This is a genomic window from Peptoniphilaceae bacterium AMB_02, assembly GCA_036321625.1.
Lineage (GTDB): Bacteria > Bacillota > Clostridia > Tissierellales > Peptoniphilaceae > Microaceticoccus > Microaceticoccus formicicus.
This window is the reverse complement of record CP143259.1, coordinates 397,112-417,613: the sequence shown is the minus strand read 5'-3', so window position 1 is coordinate 417,613 and position 20,502 is coordinate 397,112. Positions and strand designations below refer to the sequence as shown.

Below are 20,502 nucleotides of genomic sequence, written 5' to 3'. Positions count from 1 at the left end.
CGATTTCTTTTTCATTTTCGCGCTTTTTATCGATATCCATCAGCTCACTCTTCCGTGTTCTACACTATATACTCTATCAGCTAAGCTCATTGTTGATTCTCTATGAGTTACCAAAATGACTGTACGATTCTCCTTCTCTTCCACGACTGACTTTAGTATTACTGCTTCGTTCAAACTGTCTAGATTACTGGTTGGTTCATCCAGTAAGACCAATGGAGCTCCGTGTAGAAAAGCGCGTGCCAAACCAATTCGCTGTCTCTCTCCTCCGGATAGCCTGTCTCCTAATTCTCCAACTTTTGTTTCGTAACCACTCGGCAGTTTTGCAATAAAGTCATGAACCGATGCTTTTTTACAAGCCTCTTCGAGTTCACTTTGGCTTGCATTCCTTTTGGCAATGCGTAGATTATCTGAGATACTAGAGCTGAAAAGATGCGTCTCTTGAGTGACGTAGCTCTCCATATCCCGTAAGTCCTGAGTGTTGATATTTTCTATTGTTTCTCCGGAAATGACGATTTCTCCGTCGTCCACTTTCCAAAACCTCATAAGTAATTTAAGTAGTGTCGACTTCCCACTTCCGCTTTTGCCATGTATTCCGATTATTTCTCCTTTTGGAAAATCCGCTGATATCCCATCTAGGATCAATTCATCATCATAAGAAAAACTTATATCTAAAGCTTTTGCTCCATTAAAAGTTCTATGGTCTAAACCACCGATATCCTCGCAAACAGGATCTTCTTCAAGGATATCTAGAATACGATTTGCGGCTGCAAAAGTATTTTGAAGACCGCTTCCCAAATTTGCCAGTGATATAAAAGGACCGAAGGAACTCATGATGAGTATTTGACTGATTAACAGTCCCGAAAAGCTGATATTCCCTTGGATATACAATACTGCTGCGATAAATAAGAATATAAGATCTGCACCCAGTATAGTAGTTTGAGTTATTGCAGATGCGATAGCGCCTGATTCTTTCATCTTCTTTTCAGTCGCCAAAAGCTCATCGGTTTTCATTCTCATTTGACTCTGACGATTCTCACTTGCTGAGTACTGCAATGTTTCGTTTAGTCCACGTAGACTGTCGAGTGTAAATGCACTTAATTCTCCTGCGCCGGTACGATATTTAATACCACTGTCGCCTCCAAGCCTTGCTGTAATAACCGGAATTAATCCTCCCACTATAAAGTGAGCCGTCAATGATGCTAATGCAAGAAGTGGATGAAAACTTGCCATCGTTGAAGCAACTATGATTGCCATGGCTATTGCTATAGCAATCGGAGAGATGGTATGTGCATAGAAAACTTCCAGTAGTTCTATATCCGATGTAATTAAAGAAATAAGGTCTCCTTTGTCTTTGCCTTCGAGTTTTGCAGGGCAAAGACGTCTTAGTGCATAGAAAACTTTATCCCGAATTAAAGCCAGCAGTTTAAAAGCTATGTAGTGATTCAGATATTGTTCTCCATAACGAAATATACCCCTTAAGAGAGCCAGCATAATTACGAATACTAAAAGGTGATTTCCACCGATACCTATCCCTATTCCCAGGATATCTGTGATAATTACGACTCCTAGAACGGGAATTAATGTAGCGCTGATATGCCCTAAAGTACCAAGCAGTATAGCAAAAAACATTTGTCCCATCAATGGCTTTACAATACCTATCAAATTCAAACCTATCTTATACATAGTTCTGTTAGATTTCATATTGTCCATCTCCATATCTCCCTAAAGACTGCTGTGTATGCCAAAGTTTGGCATATACACCATTAGCGTTTACTAACTCATTATGAGACCCCGACTCCACGATTTCACCATTCACTATTGAGTGAATCACTTCCGCTCTATTTGCATTGGCCAGTCTGTGAGTAATTAAAATCACTGTTTTTTTCAACTCTGCCAGTGCATATATCTGCTCCATTATTTCGTTTTCACTTTCTACATCTACATTTGAAGTTGCTTCGTCAAATATATAAACTTGAGAGTCATGTAAAAGTGCTCTTGCTAAAGCAAGCCTTTGTCTTTGTCCTCCGGATAAATTGCATGCCCTTTCTAAAAGCATTGTATCAAGTCCTGATTCTTCTCTTAGAAAATCCGCTAATTTTACCTGCTCTAGCACCTTCCATCTATCTTCATCAGTTGCATTAGGATTGGCAATATAGAGATTATCCCTAACGCTGCCTTTAAATAAGTAGCTCTCATGACCTATATAAGTAATGTTTTTCATAAGACTTTCATCTTTAATATCAGTTAATTCTATTCCCCCGATGGTGATTGATCCCTTATAACCGGTACTCCTTCCCATGAGTATGGATGCAATGGTGGATTTACCACAGCCTGATTCCCCTACAATGGCAGTAAAACTACCACTTGAAAAATCAATATTCAGGTCTTTTATAATCTCACGCTTTCCATCATAAGAAAAGCACATACCTCGGCACATAATGGAAGCTTCCTTCGGAAATTCTCTAGTCCCTATAATTCTGCCTTCCGGCATATCCAATAGATTAAATATTTTGTCAGCAGATGCCATACCATTCATGGCAATATGAAAAAAGCTTCCCAGTAATCTCATAGGAATATAAAAATCTGCTGAAAGGAGAATAATTGCAATTGCACCTGATAGGGTTATCGCATCCTTATTCAGTCCATTAGCTACCAGGATTATGCCCAGCGCTGCTCCCCCATAGGCAAAAAAATCCATTAATATTATGGAATTTAACTGCATGGTGAGAACTCTCATGGTAATTTTCCTAAAACTCTCAGCATGCTCATTCATCTCTTTATGTTTGTAATCATCTGCACAGTAAATCTTCAAGGTAGTCAATCCTTGAAGATTCTCTAAAAAACTGTCACCAAGTTGGGTATACTCTCCCCAATATTTAGAAAAGAGTTTTTTGGCAATTGTTTGAATAACTGCAATTGATATTGGAATCAGTGGCACACATACTAGAAGAACTAATGCTATCGGTACACTTATAAAACACACAACGATAAATAGGGTCAGTGGTGCCAACATACTGTAAATCAATTGTGGTAAATAAGCACCAAAATAAGTTTCCAGCTGTTCAACTCCCTCTACTGCAATTTGCACCACTTCAGCCGTAGATACCTTCTCCCTATAGTTCAAACCGAGTCTTAGCACCTTTTCATAGATTCGATCCCTAAGTATTGACTTTACAGATTGCGACGAGTGATAAGACATGCGCGCTGCCATTTTAGTACATATAAATCGAATTAATAAAATGATTATCAGCGATACTAAGGACAAGATAAGCTTAGAACTCTCTAAACTGTTCTTATATAATCCTTCTAGTAGCGATGTTATTATGAATATTATGGCGATATTACTTACCAGAGAAAACCATTGAAATGCAACATTTGCAAATATGTACTTCACACTTTTATCAACTATTTTAATAAGTCTACTATTAATCATATTCTCTTTCCTTGTAAAATGTTTTTAGCTGAATTAGTTAATGCAAACTAACTTTATGAGTTTATTATATTGAAATCGAGGTATAAAGTCAAAACTAATCGGTAATTATTATCAATTGTAAATTATTAATTTAGTTTTAATAATAAACATAAATTCATGAAAGTAGAAAAGACCGGTAGTTTTTAGCTTCCGGTCTATGATTGAATTTATTATATTTTATCATCCTCACAGTATTAATTATTCTTTTTGATTTCCAATTTAGTTAGATTTATTTATTAATCTGTAAATATTACTATCTTAAATAATACTATTTAGAAGTCCAGACTTCCGAATTTACCTGACTTAAAATCATGTGCAGCTTGTCTAAGCTCCTCTCTAGTGCTCATGACAAACGGCCCTGATTGTACAACCGGTTCATTTAATGGCTGCCCACTTAGAATGAAAACTTCCGAGTGTTCTTCGACCCCGGTGATGTTAAATGGTTTTCCATCATTTTCGAATAGGACAAAATCTGTGGCTTTAGCTGAAGAATCACCGTTTATTTTTACTTCTCCAGCTAATACTAGTAGCCCAGTATTATAATCTGCAGGCTCTAGGAATGTTTCTGTCCTCCCTTTGGCTATATCAACTTTATATATATTCATCGGAGAGAAAGTTGAAGCCGGTCCATTGATGCCATTAACTTCGCCGGCGTATACTATTAGTTTAAACCTTTCATCCTCTGAAAAGTATTTTCCCATTTGATCTGCTGTAATTGCTTGATATTTTGGATTGGTCATCTTGTCTTTCCTAGGCAGATTGACCCATAACTGTATCATGTGAAGAATTCTATCTTTCTTAGAGAACTCCTTTTCATGATACTCTTTGTGCAAAATCCCACCACCTGCAGTCATCCACTGAATATCTCCCGGTTCAATAACCCCGCTATTCCCAAGATTATCACCATGTTCAACTTTCCCTGCAAAAGCAAAAGTTACCGTTTCAAATCCACGATGTGGATGAGGTCCGACACCAACTTCGAATGGAGTCGCTCTAAAAAAGAAAGGTTCGTTATAATCTAACAGAATGAATGGCGAAAACCTCTGATAAAAAGTTTCCGGTTGATTTAATGGAAAATACTGCTTTACCCGAAAACCATCTCCCACCCAATGAGCATGATTATTCCTAAACACCTTTTCGATTGCTCTAAAACTCATTTTATCCTCCTAATTTTATAATTGTATTTTATTTTTTGTATTCATCCTAAATCCGCCTTAAAAACTCACAAGGTCTAAAGTCATTATATTTTAGAGAAAACATAATTATCACTAACTAGTGATATTGTCTATTTACCCATTATCCATATAAAAAAACATTTAATAGGATTTATTTATTTTAATGCTGAAATATTAGGAAATCTTTGCATGAAATTTACCCAAGAAGCAGATGTACATGGTTTGAGGTTAGAATTTTATAGTAGCGACTTGAAGATGTCGCTTTTTGTATTTCTCTCCCTCCGAATTTGTTTCACAAATCCACCTCCCTCGTCATAGGGAGGCTTTCAAAGAATCATAGATAAACCTATAAAAGAAGTAGAGGAAGTGCGCCCACTTCCACGTTTGTATGTTGATATATTAGAGGAACAATAGCTCTCATAACACAAAAGTAAAATGGATACTAAAATGGAGCTGAGGCAGCTCCTCTACCTCTAAGCAGAAATAATAGTTGATTGGAGTTTTCTCTCCCTCCGAATTTGTTTCACAAATCCACCTCCCTCGTCATAGGGAGGCTCTCAAAGAATTTACAGCCAACCACAATTAAAACAAACGGAAGCAGTAGTCTGCTCCCGTTCAGTAGATAGATCTTAATCATTGTACTTATTTAAAAACTCCAGCACATATTCATTCATTTCTAATAGTGTCTCCGGTGCATGGCGTTTGTTTAGACCTCCGTCTATTAAATTGGTAATAATTGGTGAGACTAGTGCCATGTCTGTGAGACCTATATGGCCGACACCCTTTATATGAACATTGGTAAATTTAGGGTCTTTACTTTTAATTATTCTGGAATTCATGGTATAGGTTGTAATCTCATCAATTTTCTCATAAAGTGAATCCGAATAGAAGTGAAGTATCGGTAATGGATATTCTTCATCAGTGAATATATATTCGTTGCCTTCAATACCTACAATATCAGCAATAAAAGGTGACTCTAAAATAATTAGTGATGAAATTTCCGTGCTTCTTTCTCGACCTATTGCAAGTGCTGCTGATCCTCCAAGTGAATGACCGGATAAAACTATACGGTTTTTATCGATATTTCGTTCATAATCATTGTCGTTTTCATCATCCAGTAATTTATCTAATACATAGTTGATGTCTTCTAGCCTAATCTGTAACCAATTATTTAGTGATTTTAAGGTGCCTTCTAAGTCTTCGGATCCTTGACTTGCCATTACATTTTGCATGAATTTGAAGTCTACCATCACACTTTTTCCATCAGATAAAGTGGTTTTAAAGGAATGGTGTGGATGATCTAAGCTCATTACGATATACCCACGTGATGCCAATTCTAAAAACATAGTCTCATTGGATGAAGCTACACCAAATGAACCGTGTGAAAACAAGAGCAGTGGATGTTTTTCTTCGCCTATATCACTTGGGTACCATACGCTTACAGGGATTTCTCTTTCATTATCACTTGTCAACATTTCAGGGAGTGCTGATTTATGACTGTAGTAAATCGTGTCGGTGAGAACTTCTCTATCTCCACTCGGTTTTGGTGCGGAGTTTAATGGTATGGTATATTTAAAAGCCATAAATAATACCAATAATAGTGATGTTAATATGAGAAGTCCTTTTATCCACTTCTTCTGAAATTTTTTAAATAAAATAAAAATAAATAAGATAATTGAAAAAATCAAACTGATTAACCATAAATTCACAATAATCGCCCCTTAAAATCTTATATCTTTATACGTTAGTAGCTACTAGCTATTTGTTTTTATACTATATTCGCCCGTTTTTAAATCTATGGATACAATAATCTTATCATCAAATGTAGACTGCTGCTTAAATCCATCTTCATCTAATATCTTAAAGTCTGTCATCTCACTCATTGCAACTCTTTCATGGAGCTTATTGACGATTTTGCATCTTTCTAAATGCTCGTTAAAAGGAAGGTTGTCAGAATCAAAGGATCCGTCTATATTCTGATATGCTCCATCCCTTCTAAGGTATGGAATTCCACCATTTAAAATGGCATAAAGAAAATAATCTTCCTCTTCGTGTTTTTCCATCATCCATGGTATTATAGCGCAGTCATGATAGACTAGATTAAACAGTGGGACCGGAATTCCGTACTTTGGAGCTCCAGGTTCTCTCAGCATAAAATCATAGGGTGCATAGTGACAAAATACCAAGGAATTTAAAGCCCACTCGTTCATCTCTTCTGAGCTTGATAGGATGTCTGATTCTCTTAAATATTCAAAGCATGACAATCTGTTCTCATAGCCTTGCCTTCTTGATACTACATGGTCTTCATTAAAGCATTCATCTGCTTCATTGCATGTAAATACATCCAGATAAGCTGCATCGAGATTAATTCCCATATCTTTTAAGCATTTAAAATTTCTCTTAACATAAGCAAGTGCAAAGTCACTGCAAAGGTAGGTTTGTTTACCTCCTGCCCAGTTTGCATGCTCCGGATGGGTTCCATCTTCAAGCATTACGGCTTTATCCCAAGTAAAGCTTGGTGCTCTTAAATAATAATCACGATATTGGTCATGTATTCCAAATAAATAGTTAAATCCTTGGATGGTATCTACCAACTCTACCATCCCTTTGGTTCCACCGGCTTTTTCACATGGATGATTATAGTCGGGATGGTGGTTGTCATAGCCGGGCTCAGCCCACCCATCCAGGTGTACATATACCTTCTCAAGTCCAAGTTTTTTAAGCTCTTTTATATAATCTTTTACTTGATGAAAAGACCTTATAAAGCTATTTTGTTCAGGAGCTTCGTGATTATACAAACGTGACTCAGGTTGTATATTGGTTTTAATCGAGGTATGGACGACCATTGAGCCAATCAGCGAATCAAGTTTGCTAAAAGAAGCTGATTTTTCGGTTAAGGTTTTAAATTTTTGCTCTTCCTCGGCATATTTTCTATACCTCTTAGTTACTGTTGTGATACTTGCATCTTTTATAAATGTATATCGGAAAACCCTTGGATAACTCATAGACCCCAAGCTTTTATTCATATAAAAGGATACATGGGTGTATGGTCCATCTTTAGGATGAACTGCATCATATCCGGCATCCCATGGTGTTAGGCAGGTAGCCAAGTAACCATTTGTGTTCCTTATTTGAGCAAACCAAGGCATTGTTGCCGCGGCAGTATTAAATAGTCCTTCAAAATATATTTTCCCTAATTCTACTTTCCAAGTGTTCGGTATGAGTAGACCTTGTTGGAAGTTTAGTAATGTAATCCAATTTTTGTCATAACTATTAAATTCAAAAGGACCCGGCCAACAAACCTTGTCTATAGCAACATCTTCTCTAATCTGCTCCCATTTAAAGAATACTTCGTCAATACCACTGATCCATATATTTGTCTCAAAACTAAAATCTTCGAATGTATAGACTGATTTAATTGATTTACTATTTTCACCATAAAAGTGTTCAATCAAGCCGGCTTCATCAATATATATTTTTTCCTGATTTATTAAAAGAGACGGCCTAAAATCAGATACCGTCATCCATTCTTCATTATTATGTACAATCTTTATACCCAGTGTTTTCTCATTAAATGATAATTTCATTTCTTGCCCCCTGCACAATATTAATGTATTATTCAAAACTTTTTACTAATCTTTTAAACATTCCAATATCGGTTCAATATATTTAATATCTGAGATATCGTAAGAATTCGAAACTATTTTTACCATCTCTTTTTCTTGTTCGCTTTTGTTCTTTTTAAGACTGAGTGTTTTCACAAACATTTTCATTAAAAACTTTGATTTAAAAGACATTTTCTCATAATTCAGTCCACCCGGGCAGTAGAATACATTCACTCTATCGTACTCAGATTCTGTAAAATTCTTTTTGAGTGCAGGGTCAATATCGGGATTATCGATGGGGCTTGCCCCAACGCAAAACACAATCAACTTTTTACCTGTCCATCTGTCGATATTGTCTTTAAACCATTTTAGCTTACTGATGCCGCCGGCACTTGCCCATCCCCCGAAAATAATTGCATCATAATCATCCATACTTTTATCTTTAGCAACCGAGTATTCAATGCAGTCCGCTCCTGAAGCTTCAGCAATCCACTTGGCATATCGCTTTGTGAATCCCGTTTCTGAATTATAGATTACTATTATTTTCATTTGATTAAATCTCCTTTTTTATTCTTAAAATGCTCGCAGTATTAATCTTCTTCACCCAGAGATAAATTCCGTATATAAGTAAAATCGTCCCTTGGGCAATAGCAATGATTAATGACCATTTACCGTCGTTGCTCGCCGTCACTAAGGAAATAAAATTGTGAGCGGTATGCCATAATATTGGAATGACTAAACTTTTTGTTGTAAAGCTTATCTCTACCGCTACGATTCTAAATAAAAATGCAAATACTATTTGTAGTGCTGTATCAAAAATACTTGCACCTGCCAAGAGATTCATAATATGTCCAATTGAGAATAAGAATGAAGAAAATAGGACTAATGATATAGTTTTTTTAAAGCTATTTGCTATTAATCCCCTAAAATATAGTTCCTCCGCAAATCCTACAGCTATCGTAAAAAGCACATATGCCAGAATAAGGGATTGATTTAAGCCACTCTTTAAACCTGCAAAAAACGGCAGTATTTCAACTAATATAATAGGTGCAAACCAGAGATAATCCTTTAAATCAGATATATGGACTATTTTAAGTCCGACATCTTTCAAAGAACCGAATTTTAACTTTGCAATAATACAGCCAATAATCCCTGCAATTATGAAAGCTAGCGCTTGGATTAGTCTACTTCTCAGTTCTCCAAATTTAAAAATAGTTATTATTGCTCCTGAAACAACGGGAAATACCAGTATTAATATGGTAAGTAAAACTGAAAAAACTATGGGCTTTTTTATTCCATTGTTTTGCAATTCATCATTCATACTTAATCTATCCTCCCGTTTTCCATAAAGCATCCCATACTAAACCGATTTTATACCAATAATTCAAGGTAATGAAATTTAAAATGGTACATCTTTTACTATATATGATATTCATCATATTTCTATTATAACTAGTTAAAATTTATAATCATATTTTTAAACAGCAATATTAAATAGGATCTTATAGAAATACAGATACCTATTTCTGTTTTTATGTTCCCATTTTAACGCTATGCCTTACCCATTCTAGAGTAGCATGATTTCCTAATAGTAATCCAAGAAATAAAATTCGTAATTCTCTGAATTAATAGCAGCATTCCTATATCTAATAGTATAACTAATCTTTTTTAATCAACGATTCTATATTCATAATAATTTAATCACTTATATTTTATCATAACCTCAGTTTATCAATAATTATTTTACTAAAATTTAACATTAGAGTTCATGTAAGCCTGTTTTAGTATTGAAGTTTCTTTTTATGTCTCCAAAAAAATAACTCCACATAATTGTGAAGTTTAGACTGTTGATAAAATCTAATATTGAACAAAGTTTTTCTAATATTTAAGTTTTTCAGGCTCACGACTTATCCCGTAATACTATCCAACTCATCTACGGTTAATGATGATAGCGACGTAGACATGTCGCTTTTTTGTAAATCTCTCCCTCCGAGTCGCTTATGCGACCCACCTCCCTCGTCATATGGAGGCTCTCAAAGACTTATAGATAAACCTATGAAAGAAGTAGAGGAAGTGCCCACACACGTTTGTATGTTAATATATATTAGATGAAAAATAGCTTTCATAACACAAAGGTAAAATGGATACTAAAATGGAGCTGAGGCAGCTCCTCTACCTCTAAGCAGAAATAATAGTTGATTGGAGTTTTCTCTCCCTTCGAGTCGCTTTAGCGACCCTCCTCACAGTTTTAGATGTTAGAAGTTAGAGGTTTGAGGTTAGACTTTTAATGTATCGACGTGAAGATGTCGCTTTTTGTATTTCTCTCCCTCCGAGTCGCTTAGGCGACCCACCTCCCTCGTCAGAAGGAGGCTAAGCGGTTGCCACACTTCATTTATTGCAATCGGACCCTTGCTTATTACAATGTTTTTTCCGGTCCATCTTTTGACAGTCGAATTCTAGCCAATCACTTCGTTCTTGGGAATTCTTTGCATGAAACCTATCATAATTTCGAGAAGCATCTCAATTGATTAGGTTGGAAAGGGAGCTGTCAACTCCGTTGACTGAGGGAGAGATATACAAAAAAGGAATTCGAAGAATTCTTCCTTTATATTTAAATTAACCTCCCCCTAAATTAAAAACTATCCACACACTTCCAGTTTTGTTTCCAAAACCAAATTAATCATATGCATTTTCAATCGGAGGAATTACAATATCGCTAAAGTAATTACAGCCTAGGTTTTCTCTCCCTCCTAGTTTGCTCCGCAAACCCACCTCCCTCGTCATAGGGAGGCTCTCAAAGCCTTAAAATTATTCCCAAACCACTATCCAACTCTTGGATGGTAAATTTTATTCCTTCCTACGAGAAAAGAGATGAGCACAATTGTGTACTCATCTCTTTTTGTTCTTTATTAAGTTTTAATCTCTAGTATTATTTAACCAATTTGTAAAGTATAGCTGATACTTTGTCAGATACTGAATTTGGTCCACCTACTATTATAAGATCTTCCATTTCACTTTCAGTAACATATCCTAGGATGTTTTCAGGAATTGTGTCTTTTTGGACAAGTAGTAATGGTGCTTGATGTTTTTCTAATAGTGGTGCTAGTGCTAATGCATCTGCATATCCGTATCCATCTGCTAATAAGGCTGTTTTGGCTTCAGGATAGACAGCTTTTGCGATTTCTATTGCTGTTCCAAATCTGTTTCCACCTGCTAGTCTTACAGTCTTTATTTCCAATTTCTGGATAGCTTCTGCTATTTCTTTTGCAATGGTGCTTTCTCCACCTACTATTACAACTTCTTTAAGTTTCCATTCTTTAATTGCATCTTCAGCCGGTTTAGCTAGAGCTGCTTTTGAGGTCAATAGTATTGGAAGTTTTTCCTTAGTAGCTAATGATGATATTGCTAAGGCGTCTGCAGGGTTTTCTCCACTTGCAAGAATTGCCTTTTCGATGGCTTCATTACCAACAACTTCTTTCGCTATTAGAACTGCTGTCTCATATCTATTGATTCCGCCTAGTCTCTTAACTTCTAATCCTTTAGCTTTTAGAGCTTCTACAACTTCTTCACCAACTGTTGATACACCACCAACTACTATTACATTCTTAGCTTCCAGTCTTTCAATTTCAGCTAGGGTTTCTGCTGTTATTGATTTCTCAGCTGCTAATAGTATCGGTGCTTTTTTAACTGCTGTTAATGGTCCAGCTGCCAGTGAGTCAGGATACTTGAATCCATTGGCTATTATTACTGTATCTGCTTTATCAAATGCTTTTTTACTTACTTCGATTGCAGTAATGTATCTGTTTTGTCCCGATATTCTTTCAAGTAGTTTCGGTTCTAACATTTTAATTCTGGTCTCTAACGGATATTCAAACTCATCTTCACCGGTAAGTTCAGTAATATATTTTTCCAATACTTCTGATAGTAGTCCGTGCTCAGATAGTTTCTTAAGTCCCTTGAACATTTCATATCCGTCACCACCGATTGCCATAAAGTCATTAGTAACCAGTTTGTATTTAGCTTCTAAATCTACAGGTTTATCACCAATCATTAGGTTAAGAACCTTTGGAGCTTCTCCACTTAAGTCTACCTCAAATGTCATTCCTGCAACATGAGGGAATTTTCCTGCTTGCTCAGGATAAGCATCCAGACCGTACTCAAGTGCATCAATGATATTTTGTCCGGTTGCTTCAAGTAATACAGGGTAGTTAGTGAATGGGAAGGCAGTCAAGACGTCTTGTCTCTTTATTTCGCCAGCTTTTATTGTTGCTCTGATTCCTCCACCATTTGTTATTGCAACATCTGCTGCTGTTTCTTTAATCATGGCATCTGTTAGCAATTGACCAAGGTTTGATTCCCCTGTTCTTACTACTGCTCTTTCTCCGACTAAGTCGGTTTTAGTTTTTCCTACTACTGCTTCAAGTATCGGTTTATTTTCTTCTTTTATCTTATCAAGAATTTCTAAAACTTTTTCATCTTCTTTAAATTCTTTAGCAGTTTCAAAAGGAATTAGAGAAGCTTCGAGTTTTATTTCATCTCCAGTTTTAGTTATGTCAACTCTTCCTATATTCTTTAAATGTTCATGTGCTTGAACTATTAGGGTTTTATTAACCATTTCACCTTTTTCAAGTTTATGGTGACTGTGACCGTCTACTATTAAGTGAATTCCTTCAACTTGTTCTGCAACTTTTTTGGAATTTGGTTCAGATGCTTCATCCATGCCTAAGTGGCTTAATGCTATGATTACATCAACCTTGCCTTTTAATGCTTCTACTGCGTTTTTAGCATTTTCTATTGTATCTTTAAAATCGATACCTTCAGTATTTAATGGATTTGACTTGGTCTTGGTTTCAGGAGTAGCTAGTCCAAATACTCCAACTTTTATACCTTCCAGTTCAAATATATGGGTACCTTTAACTAGTAAATCATAAGCTTTAAAAACATTTACAGCTAGGAATGGGAAGTCAGCTAACTCGCTTAGCTCAACTAATCTATCCGATCCATAGTTAAAATCATGGTTTCCGGGAACAAATGCATCAATGCCTAATTCATTAGCCAGTTCTACCATAGACTTTCCTTTGTCAATGGTCGCTAAAGTTGTTCCATGTAGTAAATCACCTGCATCCAGTACAAGAGTTTGGTTTTCCTTTTTGACTTCATCGATATAGGTCTTATATCTAGCAAATCCTATCTTGGAACCTCTCTCGTCATCCGCCTTATCACCTACTGCATTTCCGTGAACATCATTGGTATGAAGTATTGTCAGTTTAACCGGTTCATCGGCTTTCGCCATACTTAATGGCATAACCGCAAATATCATTACAAATACCAATAACAGTGCCGTTAACTTTTTAAATCTATTCATATTATTCCTCCTTTATTTTTAGTCTGCTACTCAGACTATTCCTACAGTAATATCTATACCCTATATACAAAAATATATGCATTTGTAAAGCTGAATGAATTTTATCAAGAAAAAAGCCGATACAGTATCCATCTGTATCGACTTTAAACCTACGCTCCGAGATAGGCTTGTTTTACTTTTTCATCATTGGCAAGTTCTTTTGAATTGCCCTCCATAACAATTTTTCCGGTTTCCAGTACATATGCTCTGTCCGATATAGCTAATGCCATCATTGCATTCTGTTCTACCAAAAGGATTGTTACTCCTTCTTCATTTAATCTCTTTATAGTTGAGAATATCTCCTTTACAAAGATTGGTGAAAGTCCCATAGACGGTTCATCCAGTATCATAAGCTTTGGTTTTGAAGCCATTGCTCTACCCATGGCAAGCATCTGCTGTTCTCCACCTGACAGTGTTCCTGCTCTTTGATTCGCTCTTTCCCTCATTCTTGGAAATCCATCAAAGAACTGTTCCCTTTGTGCTACTTTTTCTTCGTTAGATCCTCTTATGCTAAATGCTCCTAATTCCAGATTATCCAAAACTGAAAGATTTGCAAATATCTGCCTTCCTTCGGGAACTTGTGCTATTCCCATTCTTAGTATTTTATGCGCTCTGGTTTTAGTGATATCTTCGCCTTTATAGTGTATGCTTCCGGATTTGGATCTTATTATTCCCGAGATGGTCTGAAGTGTGGTCGTTTTACCTGCACCATTGGCTCCTATAAGAGAAATAATCTCTCCTTCATGAACCTCCAGCGAGATTCCTTTTAATGCGTGGATATTTCCATAGTATACATTCAAGTCTTTTACTTCCAGCATTGGAGTTGACATTAAGCCACCACTTCCTCTCCAAGATACGCTTTGATTACCGCCTTATCATTTACAACTTCTTCCGGATTCCCTTGTGCTATTATCTTTCCGTGATCCAGTACGATAAGTCTTTCGCATAGACCAAGTACCAGCTTCATGTCGTGTTCTATGAGTAGTATGGCGATGTCAAATTCCTTTCTAATCTTAGATATCGTATCCATTAATTCTTGAGTTTCATTGGGGTTCATTCCCGCAGCAGGCTCGTCCAATAAAAGCAATTTGGGATTTGTGGCTAGAGCTCTGGCGATTTCCAGTTTTCTCTGATCTCCATAAGGAAGAGAGTTTGCTCTCCAATTTGCAGCTTTGTCTAAGTCAAAAAACTTAAGCAGTTCCAAAGCCTTTTGTTCTGCTTCTTTTTCTTCGCGCCAATATTTTAGAGTTCTAAACATACCGGAAAAGAATCCATATTTCATCTCATGATTATTTGCTATAAGTACGTTTTGAAGTACTGTAAGGTTTCCAAATAGTCTTATATTCTGGAAGGTTCTAGCCATTCCCTTTTTAACTATTTCATGAGTTTTTACTTTATTTAGTCCCATTCCATTTAGATATATATTTCCAACAGTTGGTTCATAAACACCTGTAAGCATATTAAATACCGTAGTTTTCCCTGCTCCATTTGGACCAATAAGGCCTACGAGTTCTCCTTTATCTACAGTTATGTTAAATTCGTCAACTGCTTTAAGCCCACCAAAGTTTATTCCTATATCCATTGCATTTAATATGGCTTCCATGTTTACCTCCTGTATCATTTTCTCCGTCATATCGCATTATCTCCGGGTTTTTTAATAAGTTTATCGATAATCTTAGTAATCTCAAATTCCTTTCTGCCAAGTAAACCAATCGGTCTGAATAACATCATTATAATCAGAATTAGAGAATATAGTATCATTCTATAGTCATTAAATCCTCTTAGTGCTTCAGGAAGGATTGTAAGAACTACCGCTGACAGTGTTGCTCCTGTGAAGCTTCCCATTCCTCCAAGTACTACCATTACCAGGATGGCTATAGAATAGTTATAATCGAACTGTTTTGCTCCAAGCACTCCCATATGATGTGCATATAGTGCGCCTGCAACTCCTGCAAATATTGCCGAGATTGTAAAAGCAAATGTTTTATAAAATGTAGTATCTATTCCTGCTGCATCACTTGCAATTTCATCTTCTCTTATTGCCAGTACTGCTCTACCATGCCTTGATGTCATTATAGAAAACATGGCAGCCACTGATAAAACAGTTACAAAAAATATTATAGTGAAGTTTTGATATCTTGGAATTCCTATAAGTCCTTGTGCACCGCCGGTAAAATCAAAATACTCTATCAGTACACGAATTATCTCACCGAATGCCAAGGTTATAATGGCAAGGTAATCACCTTTCAACCTAAGTGCAGGTACACCTACTATAATTCCTACAAGCCCCGCTACTGCTCCGCCTACGAGGATTCCAATCAAGTATCCTGGAATTCCCGGTATTATACCTGATTTAGTAAATAGTGCTGCAGAATAAGCACCCACTGACATAAATCCTGCATGACCCAGTGTTATCTGTCCCAAACATCCTACGGTAACATTTAGACTTACTGCAAGAATGATATTAATCGCTATGATAACGAGAATACCCTTGGCAAATCTCGATATTACGCCTGCTTGCATAAGTCCTATAAGGATAAAATATAAAATTAATACGATTACAATCGTAGTTATATACGAAATTTTCTTAGTCTTATTCATCTATACCTTCTCCTTTAAGTCCTTGCCCAGTATTCCTGTCGGTTTTACCAATAGAACGAGTATCAGTATACCAAACACTATTGCATCAGCAAGTTGAGACGATATATACGCTCTTGTTAAAGTCTCTGCTATCCCCAGTATGAATCCACCTAAAACCGCTCCGGGTATTATTCCTATTCCTCCCAAAACAGCCGCTACGAACGCTTTGATTCCAAGCATGGAACCCATTTGAGGCTGTACTTGTGGATAGGAAGAAACATATAGTATTGAGGCTACAGCAGCTAGTCCACTTCCAATGGCAAATGTAAGCATAATTGTAGAATCTATATTGATTCCTACAAGTTTAGATGCTTCGTAATTCTCGCTTGTCGCAAGCATTGCCTTACCATATTTTGTCTTTTGCATAAATAGTTGTAATAAGATGGTCAGTATAACTGTTAGTAAAATGGTTATTATTACATTTATTCCTAATCTAACCCTGCCAATGACAAGTGGAGGGAAGTCAAATAGTTTAGGATATGATTTAAAGTCAGGTCCAAAGATTTTCATTACTACATTTTGCAGTAGCAAACTTACACCTATTGCCGTTATGAGGTTTGCAATTCTAGGTGAATTCCTTAAAGGTCTATAACATATTCTCTCAATTAGAACTCCTAGAATAACACATAAAATAATTGCGGGTACCACTGTTAACCAAAGCGGTAAATTGTATTTTGCAAATACTGGTATCATCATCAGTGAAGTATATGCTCCGATCATGATGATATCACCATGTGCAAAGTTGATCAGTTTAGCTATACCGTAAACCATGGTATAACCAAGTGAAACCAGAGCATAGATACTACCTATAGATAATCCGTTTATAATTTGTAATAGCAGCTCCATATATTCTTCCTTTCAATTTATATACCTATAAAAAACAATTTGGAGTGAAAAGAAAAAGGCTGAACCTTCTTCTTTCCTCTCCTTAATTCATTTTATTCTTCTACTGAATAAAATACATATTCACCATTATCTATCTTCATTACTGTTACGGCTTTTATAGGATTGTTTTCTTCATCGTATTTAAACTTTCCTGTTACCCCTTCAAATTCAATTGCTTTTATAGCATCTACTACAGCTTTCTTATCTACGCTACCGGCACTTTCCATAGCTTGCTTTAGAACATATGCAGTATCGTATCCAAGCGCTGCAAATGCTGAAGGACTCTCGTTGTACTTAGCCTTATAAGCATCAACGAAGTTTTTAACTTTTTCAGCAGTGTCTTTAACGGAGAAGTGATTAGTAAACAGTGCATCTTGAACTGCATCCATATTTGACTTGTCAAGAGTTTCAAGTACTCCATCCCATCCATCAGGACCTATTAATTTAGATTCAAGTCCAACTTCTTTAGCTTGTGCTGAAATAAGTGCTACATATTTATAATAATCGGAAATAACCAGTACATCAGGTTTAAGTGCTACCATTTTAGTTAGCTGAGATTTAAAATCTGTATCGTCTACGGTGTAGAATTCATCAGCTACTACTTCCAATCCCAACTTCTTAGCTTCTTCAACAAAAGTATTCTTAACACCTTGTGAGTAATCGTCTGATGTATTTGAAATTATAGCAACAGTTTTTGCATTAAGATCTTTTTGAGCTAATTTCGCAAGTATTACGCCTTGGAATGGGTCAATATAACAAGTTCTAAATACATTTTCCTTACCCTCAGTTATATTCTTCTGAGTTCCAGTTGGTGTAATCATTGGGATTCCATCATTTTTAGCAACTTCTGCAACAGCAAGTGTAGGTTTAGAAGTAACATCACCGATTAATGCTACAATTCCCTCATCTACCAATCTATTATATGCAGTAACAGCCTCAGTTGGATCTCCTTTTTCATCATATACAACATATTCAACTTGCTTACCAAGTATTCCACCATTAGCATTTATCTCCTCAAACGCTAACTTAACTCCATTGGTGGCAGTAACTCCGTAAATTGCAACATCACCGGTAAGTGGTGCAAGTCCTCCTACTTTAATAGTGTCTCCGGACTTACCTGCATCTTCAGTTTTCTTATCATCCGGAGCCGTGGTTTTCTCTCCACCTCCACCACAGGCGGTTATAAGTAAAATAGCTGCAACTATAAGCCATAAAACTCTAAACTTTTTCATAATTATCTCTCCTTATATTTCATTTTGTATCCTTATCCGAATACTTATTAGCTATTATAGCAAGTCTTCCCTAAATTTTAAAGTTATGTAAACGATATCATGCATAAAAGCACTATTTTTTTCTATTTTAATATATTTCTATGGCCTTCTTAGTTCTGTTTTATTCAAATTACATGATATTTTGTAATAATTATATGTATAATTATTCGACTATACGTGAATTTCATTGTCTTAAATTAGCTAATCTTTTTCATTTTTTGTTTTTTGTATTCATTTATTCTAAAATGATGTATATTTAATGAATTTAAATGTTTTTTTATTCATTCAAGGCTATTTATTACGTTTTTTTAATATTTATTATGCTTGTTGCAATTAGTAAGTTTTTGAACAAAAAAAGACTGAATTAATCCTCATTCAATTCAGCCTGCCAGTATTATTATTAATAATTTTAGTCAACTAAAGTTCTTTCCTACTCCTTCTCAAATTTTCAAAGAATTCTGATAGTATTTGACTGCATTTATGGGCTAGCACTCCTTTTTTTACTTCCACCTTATGGTTAAAAGGTTCAAAGTTCAATAGATCGATTACGGTTCCAGCGCATCCTCTTTTATAATCATCAGTTCCTACAATTAACTTATCAATTCGGGAATGAACCATTGCCCCTGCACACATGGCACAAGGCTCAAGAGTAACGTATATAGTGCATCCGGAAAGACGCCAAACTCCAAGTTTTTTCGAAGCTTCTTTAATGGCAATCAGTTCTGCATGAGCCGTCGCATCATTGTCTATTTCCACTCTATTATATCCTCTTGCAATTACTTCTCCGTCTTTTACAATGACTGCTCCAACCGGTACTTCTCCTATTCTAGCAGCTTTCATAGCTTCTTCGATTGCAATATTCATAAAAAATTCGTGATCCATAATCCATCCTTTAATTTTTACTTAATTAATGCCAAATCCTCTTCACTCCATAAGTCCTTTGAAGAATGAGCATCGGAACCGGGAACCAAGATTATCCCCTTTTTAGTTAGACTGTCCAATAAATAAGCCGGTGGACAGCTATCTTTAAGATAAGGCTTTTTGTATCCACTTAAATTGTAGTCCAATTGAATATTTTTCTCAAGCAGCATTTGGGCGATAAAATCCGGTATACTTGCTTTTGGAATACTTTCTCCCCCGTCAAAATTGTATTTTTCAAATTTTCTATAAATAGTTATATGGCCGATTCGTCTTGGTTTGTACTCTCCTAAATCAGCTTTAATGAGCGCAGCTATAGTCTTGAAGTAGGCGTTTTCAACCTCTTTAAAGCTGCCATAAAAATCTAGGATTCCTTCTTTAAAATCAGATGGACTAAAATCAATTGCTCTTAATCCCCCCGCGCCCCGTAAAAAGTGAACTGAAATAATCGAATCGTCTATGCATCCATGATACTCATCCAGGAAATCCCTAAGGTATTCTTCATAACCTTCGATATAATCAAATTCAAATCCAACTTTTATATTAATCTCAGATTTGTATTTGTCCTTCAGTCTATGCATTGACTTTAAGTAATGTTCCACCTCGGAACTCTTCATATTAAATTCATCCATGGCGTAGATTTTGGAAACATCACTAGGTAAAAATTCCTCAGGGAGCGGTGCATGCTCCGTAATACTATAGTTTTCGTAGCCAAGTTCTATGGCGCGCCTAATCATCTCTTCTGCATATTCCCCACTGCCATGAGGACAGTATTCAGTATGAGTATGACTGTCGGTTTTGATTCGCATATGAACCTCCATTGGTGGTATTCAATAAAATTTATCTATAGATAGAGACTTTTCACCATGTTGCGAACGGAGAAGAAATTTCCTAACTTTTCCATCCCCTGTAAATTACGGCGATATCTTTTGATCGCTACTAAAGTAAACCAATTATCCTCTTTTATCTTTTTTACAAACAAAAGCGACATCTCTTCGTCGCTACCTTCAGTACCCCAGCGAAATGTTCTTGAAATTATCTGACTTTGGAAGGTTTTAGTAGAAAAATCCGTTTATTGTTCTGTAGGGTTTAGATTACATTCTTTTAAGCGAAGCGGTATTGTAATCTCCTG

At 36.1% G+C, this 20,502-nt stretch carries 15 protein-coding genes; all 15 read right to left on the bottom strand.

Features of this window, described 5'->3' with window-relative positions:
- Positions 1–39 precede the first annotated feature (39 nt).
- Positions 40–1,701, bottom strand: a complete 1,662-nt coding sequence (locus tag VZL98_02030; GenBank protein WVH63757.1) for an ABC transporter ATP-binding protein — start codon at positions 1,699–1,701, stop codon at positions 40–42.
- On the bottom strand, positions 1,691–3,433 hold the full coding sequence (locus tag VZL98_02025; protein ID WVH63756.1) for an ABC transporter ATP-binding protein/permease: 1,743 nt from the start codon (positions 3,431–3,433) through the stop codon (positions 1,691–1,693). The genes VZL98_02030 and VZL98_02025 overlap by 11 nt, the downstream gene beginning before the upstream one ends.
- Positions 3,434–3,744: 311 nt before the next feature.
- Positions 3,745–4,629 carry a pirin family protein gene (locus VZL98_02020; protein ID WVH63755.1) on the bottom strand — a complete coding sequence of 295 codons (885 nt, stop codon included), beginning with the start codon at positions 4,627–4,629 and terminating at the stop codon, positions 3,745–3,747.
- A gap of 647 nt (positions 4,630–5,276) precedes the next feature.
- Positions 5,277–6,230 carry a hypothetical protein gene (locus VZL98_02015; GenBank protein ID WVH63754.1) on the bottom strand — a complete coding sequence of 318 codons (954 nt, stop codon included), beginning with the start codon at positions 6,228–6,230 and terminating at the stop codon, positions 5,277–5,279.
- A gap of 171 nt (positions 6,231–6,401) precedes the next feature.
- Positions 6,402–8,234 (bottom strand): endo-alpha-N-acetylgalactosaminidase family protein, encoded by a 1,833-nt coding sequence (locus VZL98_02010; GenBank protein ID WVH63753.1) that lies wholly within the window; start codon positions 8,232–8,234, stop codon positions 6,402–6,404.
- A 45-nt stretch (positions 8,235–8,279) separates the two neighbouring features.
- Positions 8,280–8,801, bottom strand: coding sequence for a flavodoxin domain-containing protein (locus tag VZL98_02005; protein WVH63752.1), 522 nt, complete (start codon positions 8,799–8,801; stop codon positions 8,280–8,282).
- A 4-nt stretch (positions 8,802–8,805) separates the two neighbouring features.
- Positions 8,806–9,573, bottom strand: coding sequence for a CPBP family intramembrane glutamic endopeptidase (locus tag VZL98_02000; protein WVH63751.1), 768 nt, complete (start codon positions 9,571–9,573; stop codon positions 8,806–8,808).
- Between the two features lie 1,608 nt (positions 9,574–11,181).
- Positions 11,182–13,617 carry a cell wall-binding repeat-containing protein gene (locus VZL98_01995; GenBank protein WVH63750.1) on the bottom strand — a complete coding sequence of 812 codons (2,436 nt, stop codon included), beginning with the start codon at positions 13,615–13,617 and terminating at the stop codon, positions 11,182–11,184.
- Between the two features lie 149 nt (positions 13,618–13,766).
- Positions 13,767–14,474: an ABC transporter ATP-binding protein gene (locus VZL98_01990; protein ID WVH64528.1), complete on the bottom strand. Its 708-nt coding sequence runs from the start codon at positions 14,472–14,474 to the stop codon at positions 13,767–13,769.
- An 11-nt stretch (positions 14,475–14,485) separates the two neighbouring features.
- On the bottom strand, positions 14,486–15,259 hold the full coding sequence (locus tag VZL98_01985; GenBank protein WVH63749.1) for an ABC transporter ATP-binding protein: 774 nt from the start codon (positions 15,257–15,259) through the stop codon (positions 14,486–14,488).
- A gap of 26 nt (positions 15,260–15,285) precedes the next feature.
- Complete coding sequence (locus VZL98_01980; GenBank protein ID WVH63748.1) at positions 15,286–16,257, bottom strand: branched-chain amino acid ABC transporter permease; 972 nt, start codon at positions 16,255–16,257, stop codon at positions 15,286–15,288.
- Positions 16,258–17,142, bottom strand: coding sequence for a branched-chain amino acid ABC transporter permease (locus VZL98_01975; protein WVH63747.1), 885 nt, complete (start codon positions 17,140–17,142; stop codon positions 16,258–16,260).
- Between the two features lie 92 nt (positions 17,143–17,234).
- Positions 17,235–18,413, bottom strand: coding sequence for an ABC transporter substrate-binding protein (locus VZL98_01970; GenBank protein WVH63746.1), 1,179 nt, complete (start codon positions 18,411–18,413; stop codon positions 17,235–17,237).
- 456 nt (positions 18,414–18,869) lie between these two features.
- Positions 18,870–19,334: a tRNA adenosine(34) deaminase TadA gene (gene tadA, locus VZL98_01965; GenBank protein WVH63745.1), complete on the bottom strand. Its 465-nt coding sequence runs from the start codon at positions 19,332–19,334 to the stop codon at positions 18,870–18,872.
- A 17-nt stretch (positions 19,335–19,351) separates the two neighbouring features.
- Positions 19,352–20,179, bottom strand: coding sequence for a histidinol-phosphatase HisJ (hisJ, locus tag VZL98_01960; protein ID WVH63744.1), 828 nt, complete (start codon positions 20,177–20,179; stop codon positions 19,352–19,354).
- Positions 20,180–20,502: the final 323 nt, after the last annotated feature.

What these genes read in the sequence shown, in the direction of transcription:
- VZL98_02030 (WVH63757.1), bottom strand. Translation starts at nt 1,701, where the DNA reads ATGAAATCTAACAGAACTATGTATAAGATAGGTTTGAATTTGATAGGT.
- VZL98_02025 (WVH63756.1), bottom strand. Translation starts at nt 3,433, where the DNA reads ATGATTAATAGTAGACTTATTAAAATAGTTGATAAAAGTGTGAAGTAC.
- VZL98_02020 (WVH63755.1), bottom strand. Translation starts at nt 4,629, where the DNA reads ATGAGTTTTAGAGCAATCGAAAAGGTGTTTAGGAATAATCATGCTCAT.
- VZL98_02015 (WVH63754.1), bottom strand. Translation starts at nt 6,230, where the DNA reads ATGGCTTTTAAATATACCATACCATTAAACTCCGCACCAAAACCGAGT.
- VZL98_02010 (WVH63753.1), bottom strand. Translation starts at nt 8,234, where the DNA reads ATGAAATTATCATTTAATGAGAAAACACTGGGTATAAAGATTGTACAT.
- VZL98_02005 (WVH63752.1), bottom strand. Translation starts at nt 8,801, where the DNA reads ATGAAAATAATAGTAATCTATAATTCAGAAACGGGATTCACAAAGCGA.
- VZL98_02000 (WVH63751.1), bottom strand. Translation starts at nt 9,573, where the DNA reads ATGAATGATGAATTGCAAAACAATGGAATAAAAAAGCCCATAGTTTTT.
- VZL98_01995 (WVH63750.1), bottom strand. Translation starts at nt 13,617, where the DNA reads ATGAATAGATTTAAAAAGTTAACGGCACTGTTATTGGTATTTGTAATG.
- VZL98_01990 (WVH64528.1), bottom strand. Translation starts at nt 14,474, where the DNA reads ATGCTGGAAGTAAAAGACTTGAATGTATACTATGGAAATATCCACGCA.
- VZL98_01985 (WVH63749.1), bottom strand. Translation starts at nt 15,259, where the DNA reads ATGGAAGCCATATTAAATGCAATGGATATAGGAATAAACTTTGGTGGG.
- VZL98_01980 (WVH63748.1), bottom strand. Translation starts at nt 16,257, where the DNA reads ATGAATAAGACTAAGAAAATTTCGTATATAACTACGATTGTAATCGTA.
- VZL98_01975 (WVH63747.1), bottom strand. Translation starts at nt 17,142, where the DNA reads ATGGAGCTGCTATTACAAATTATAAACGGATTATCTATAGGTAGTATC.
- VZL98_01970 (WVH63746.1), bottom strand. Translation starts at nt 18,413, where the DNA reads ATGAAAAAGTTTAGAGTTTTATGGCTTATAGTTGCAGCTATTTTACTT.
- tadA (WVH63745.1), bottom strand. Translation starts at nt 19,334, where the DNA reads ATGGATCACGAATTTTTTATGAATATTGCAATCGAAGAAGCTATGAAA.
- hisJ (WVH63744.1), bottom strand. Translation starts at nt 20,179, where the DNA reads ATGCGAATCAAAACCGACAGTCATACTCATACTGAATACTGTCCTCAT.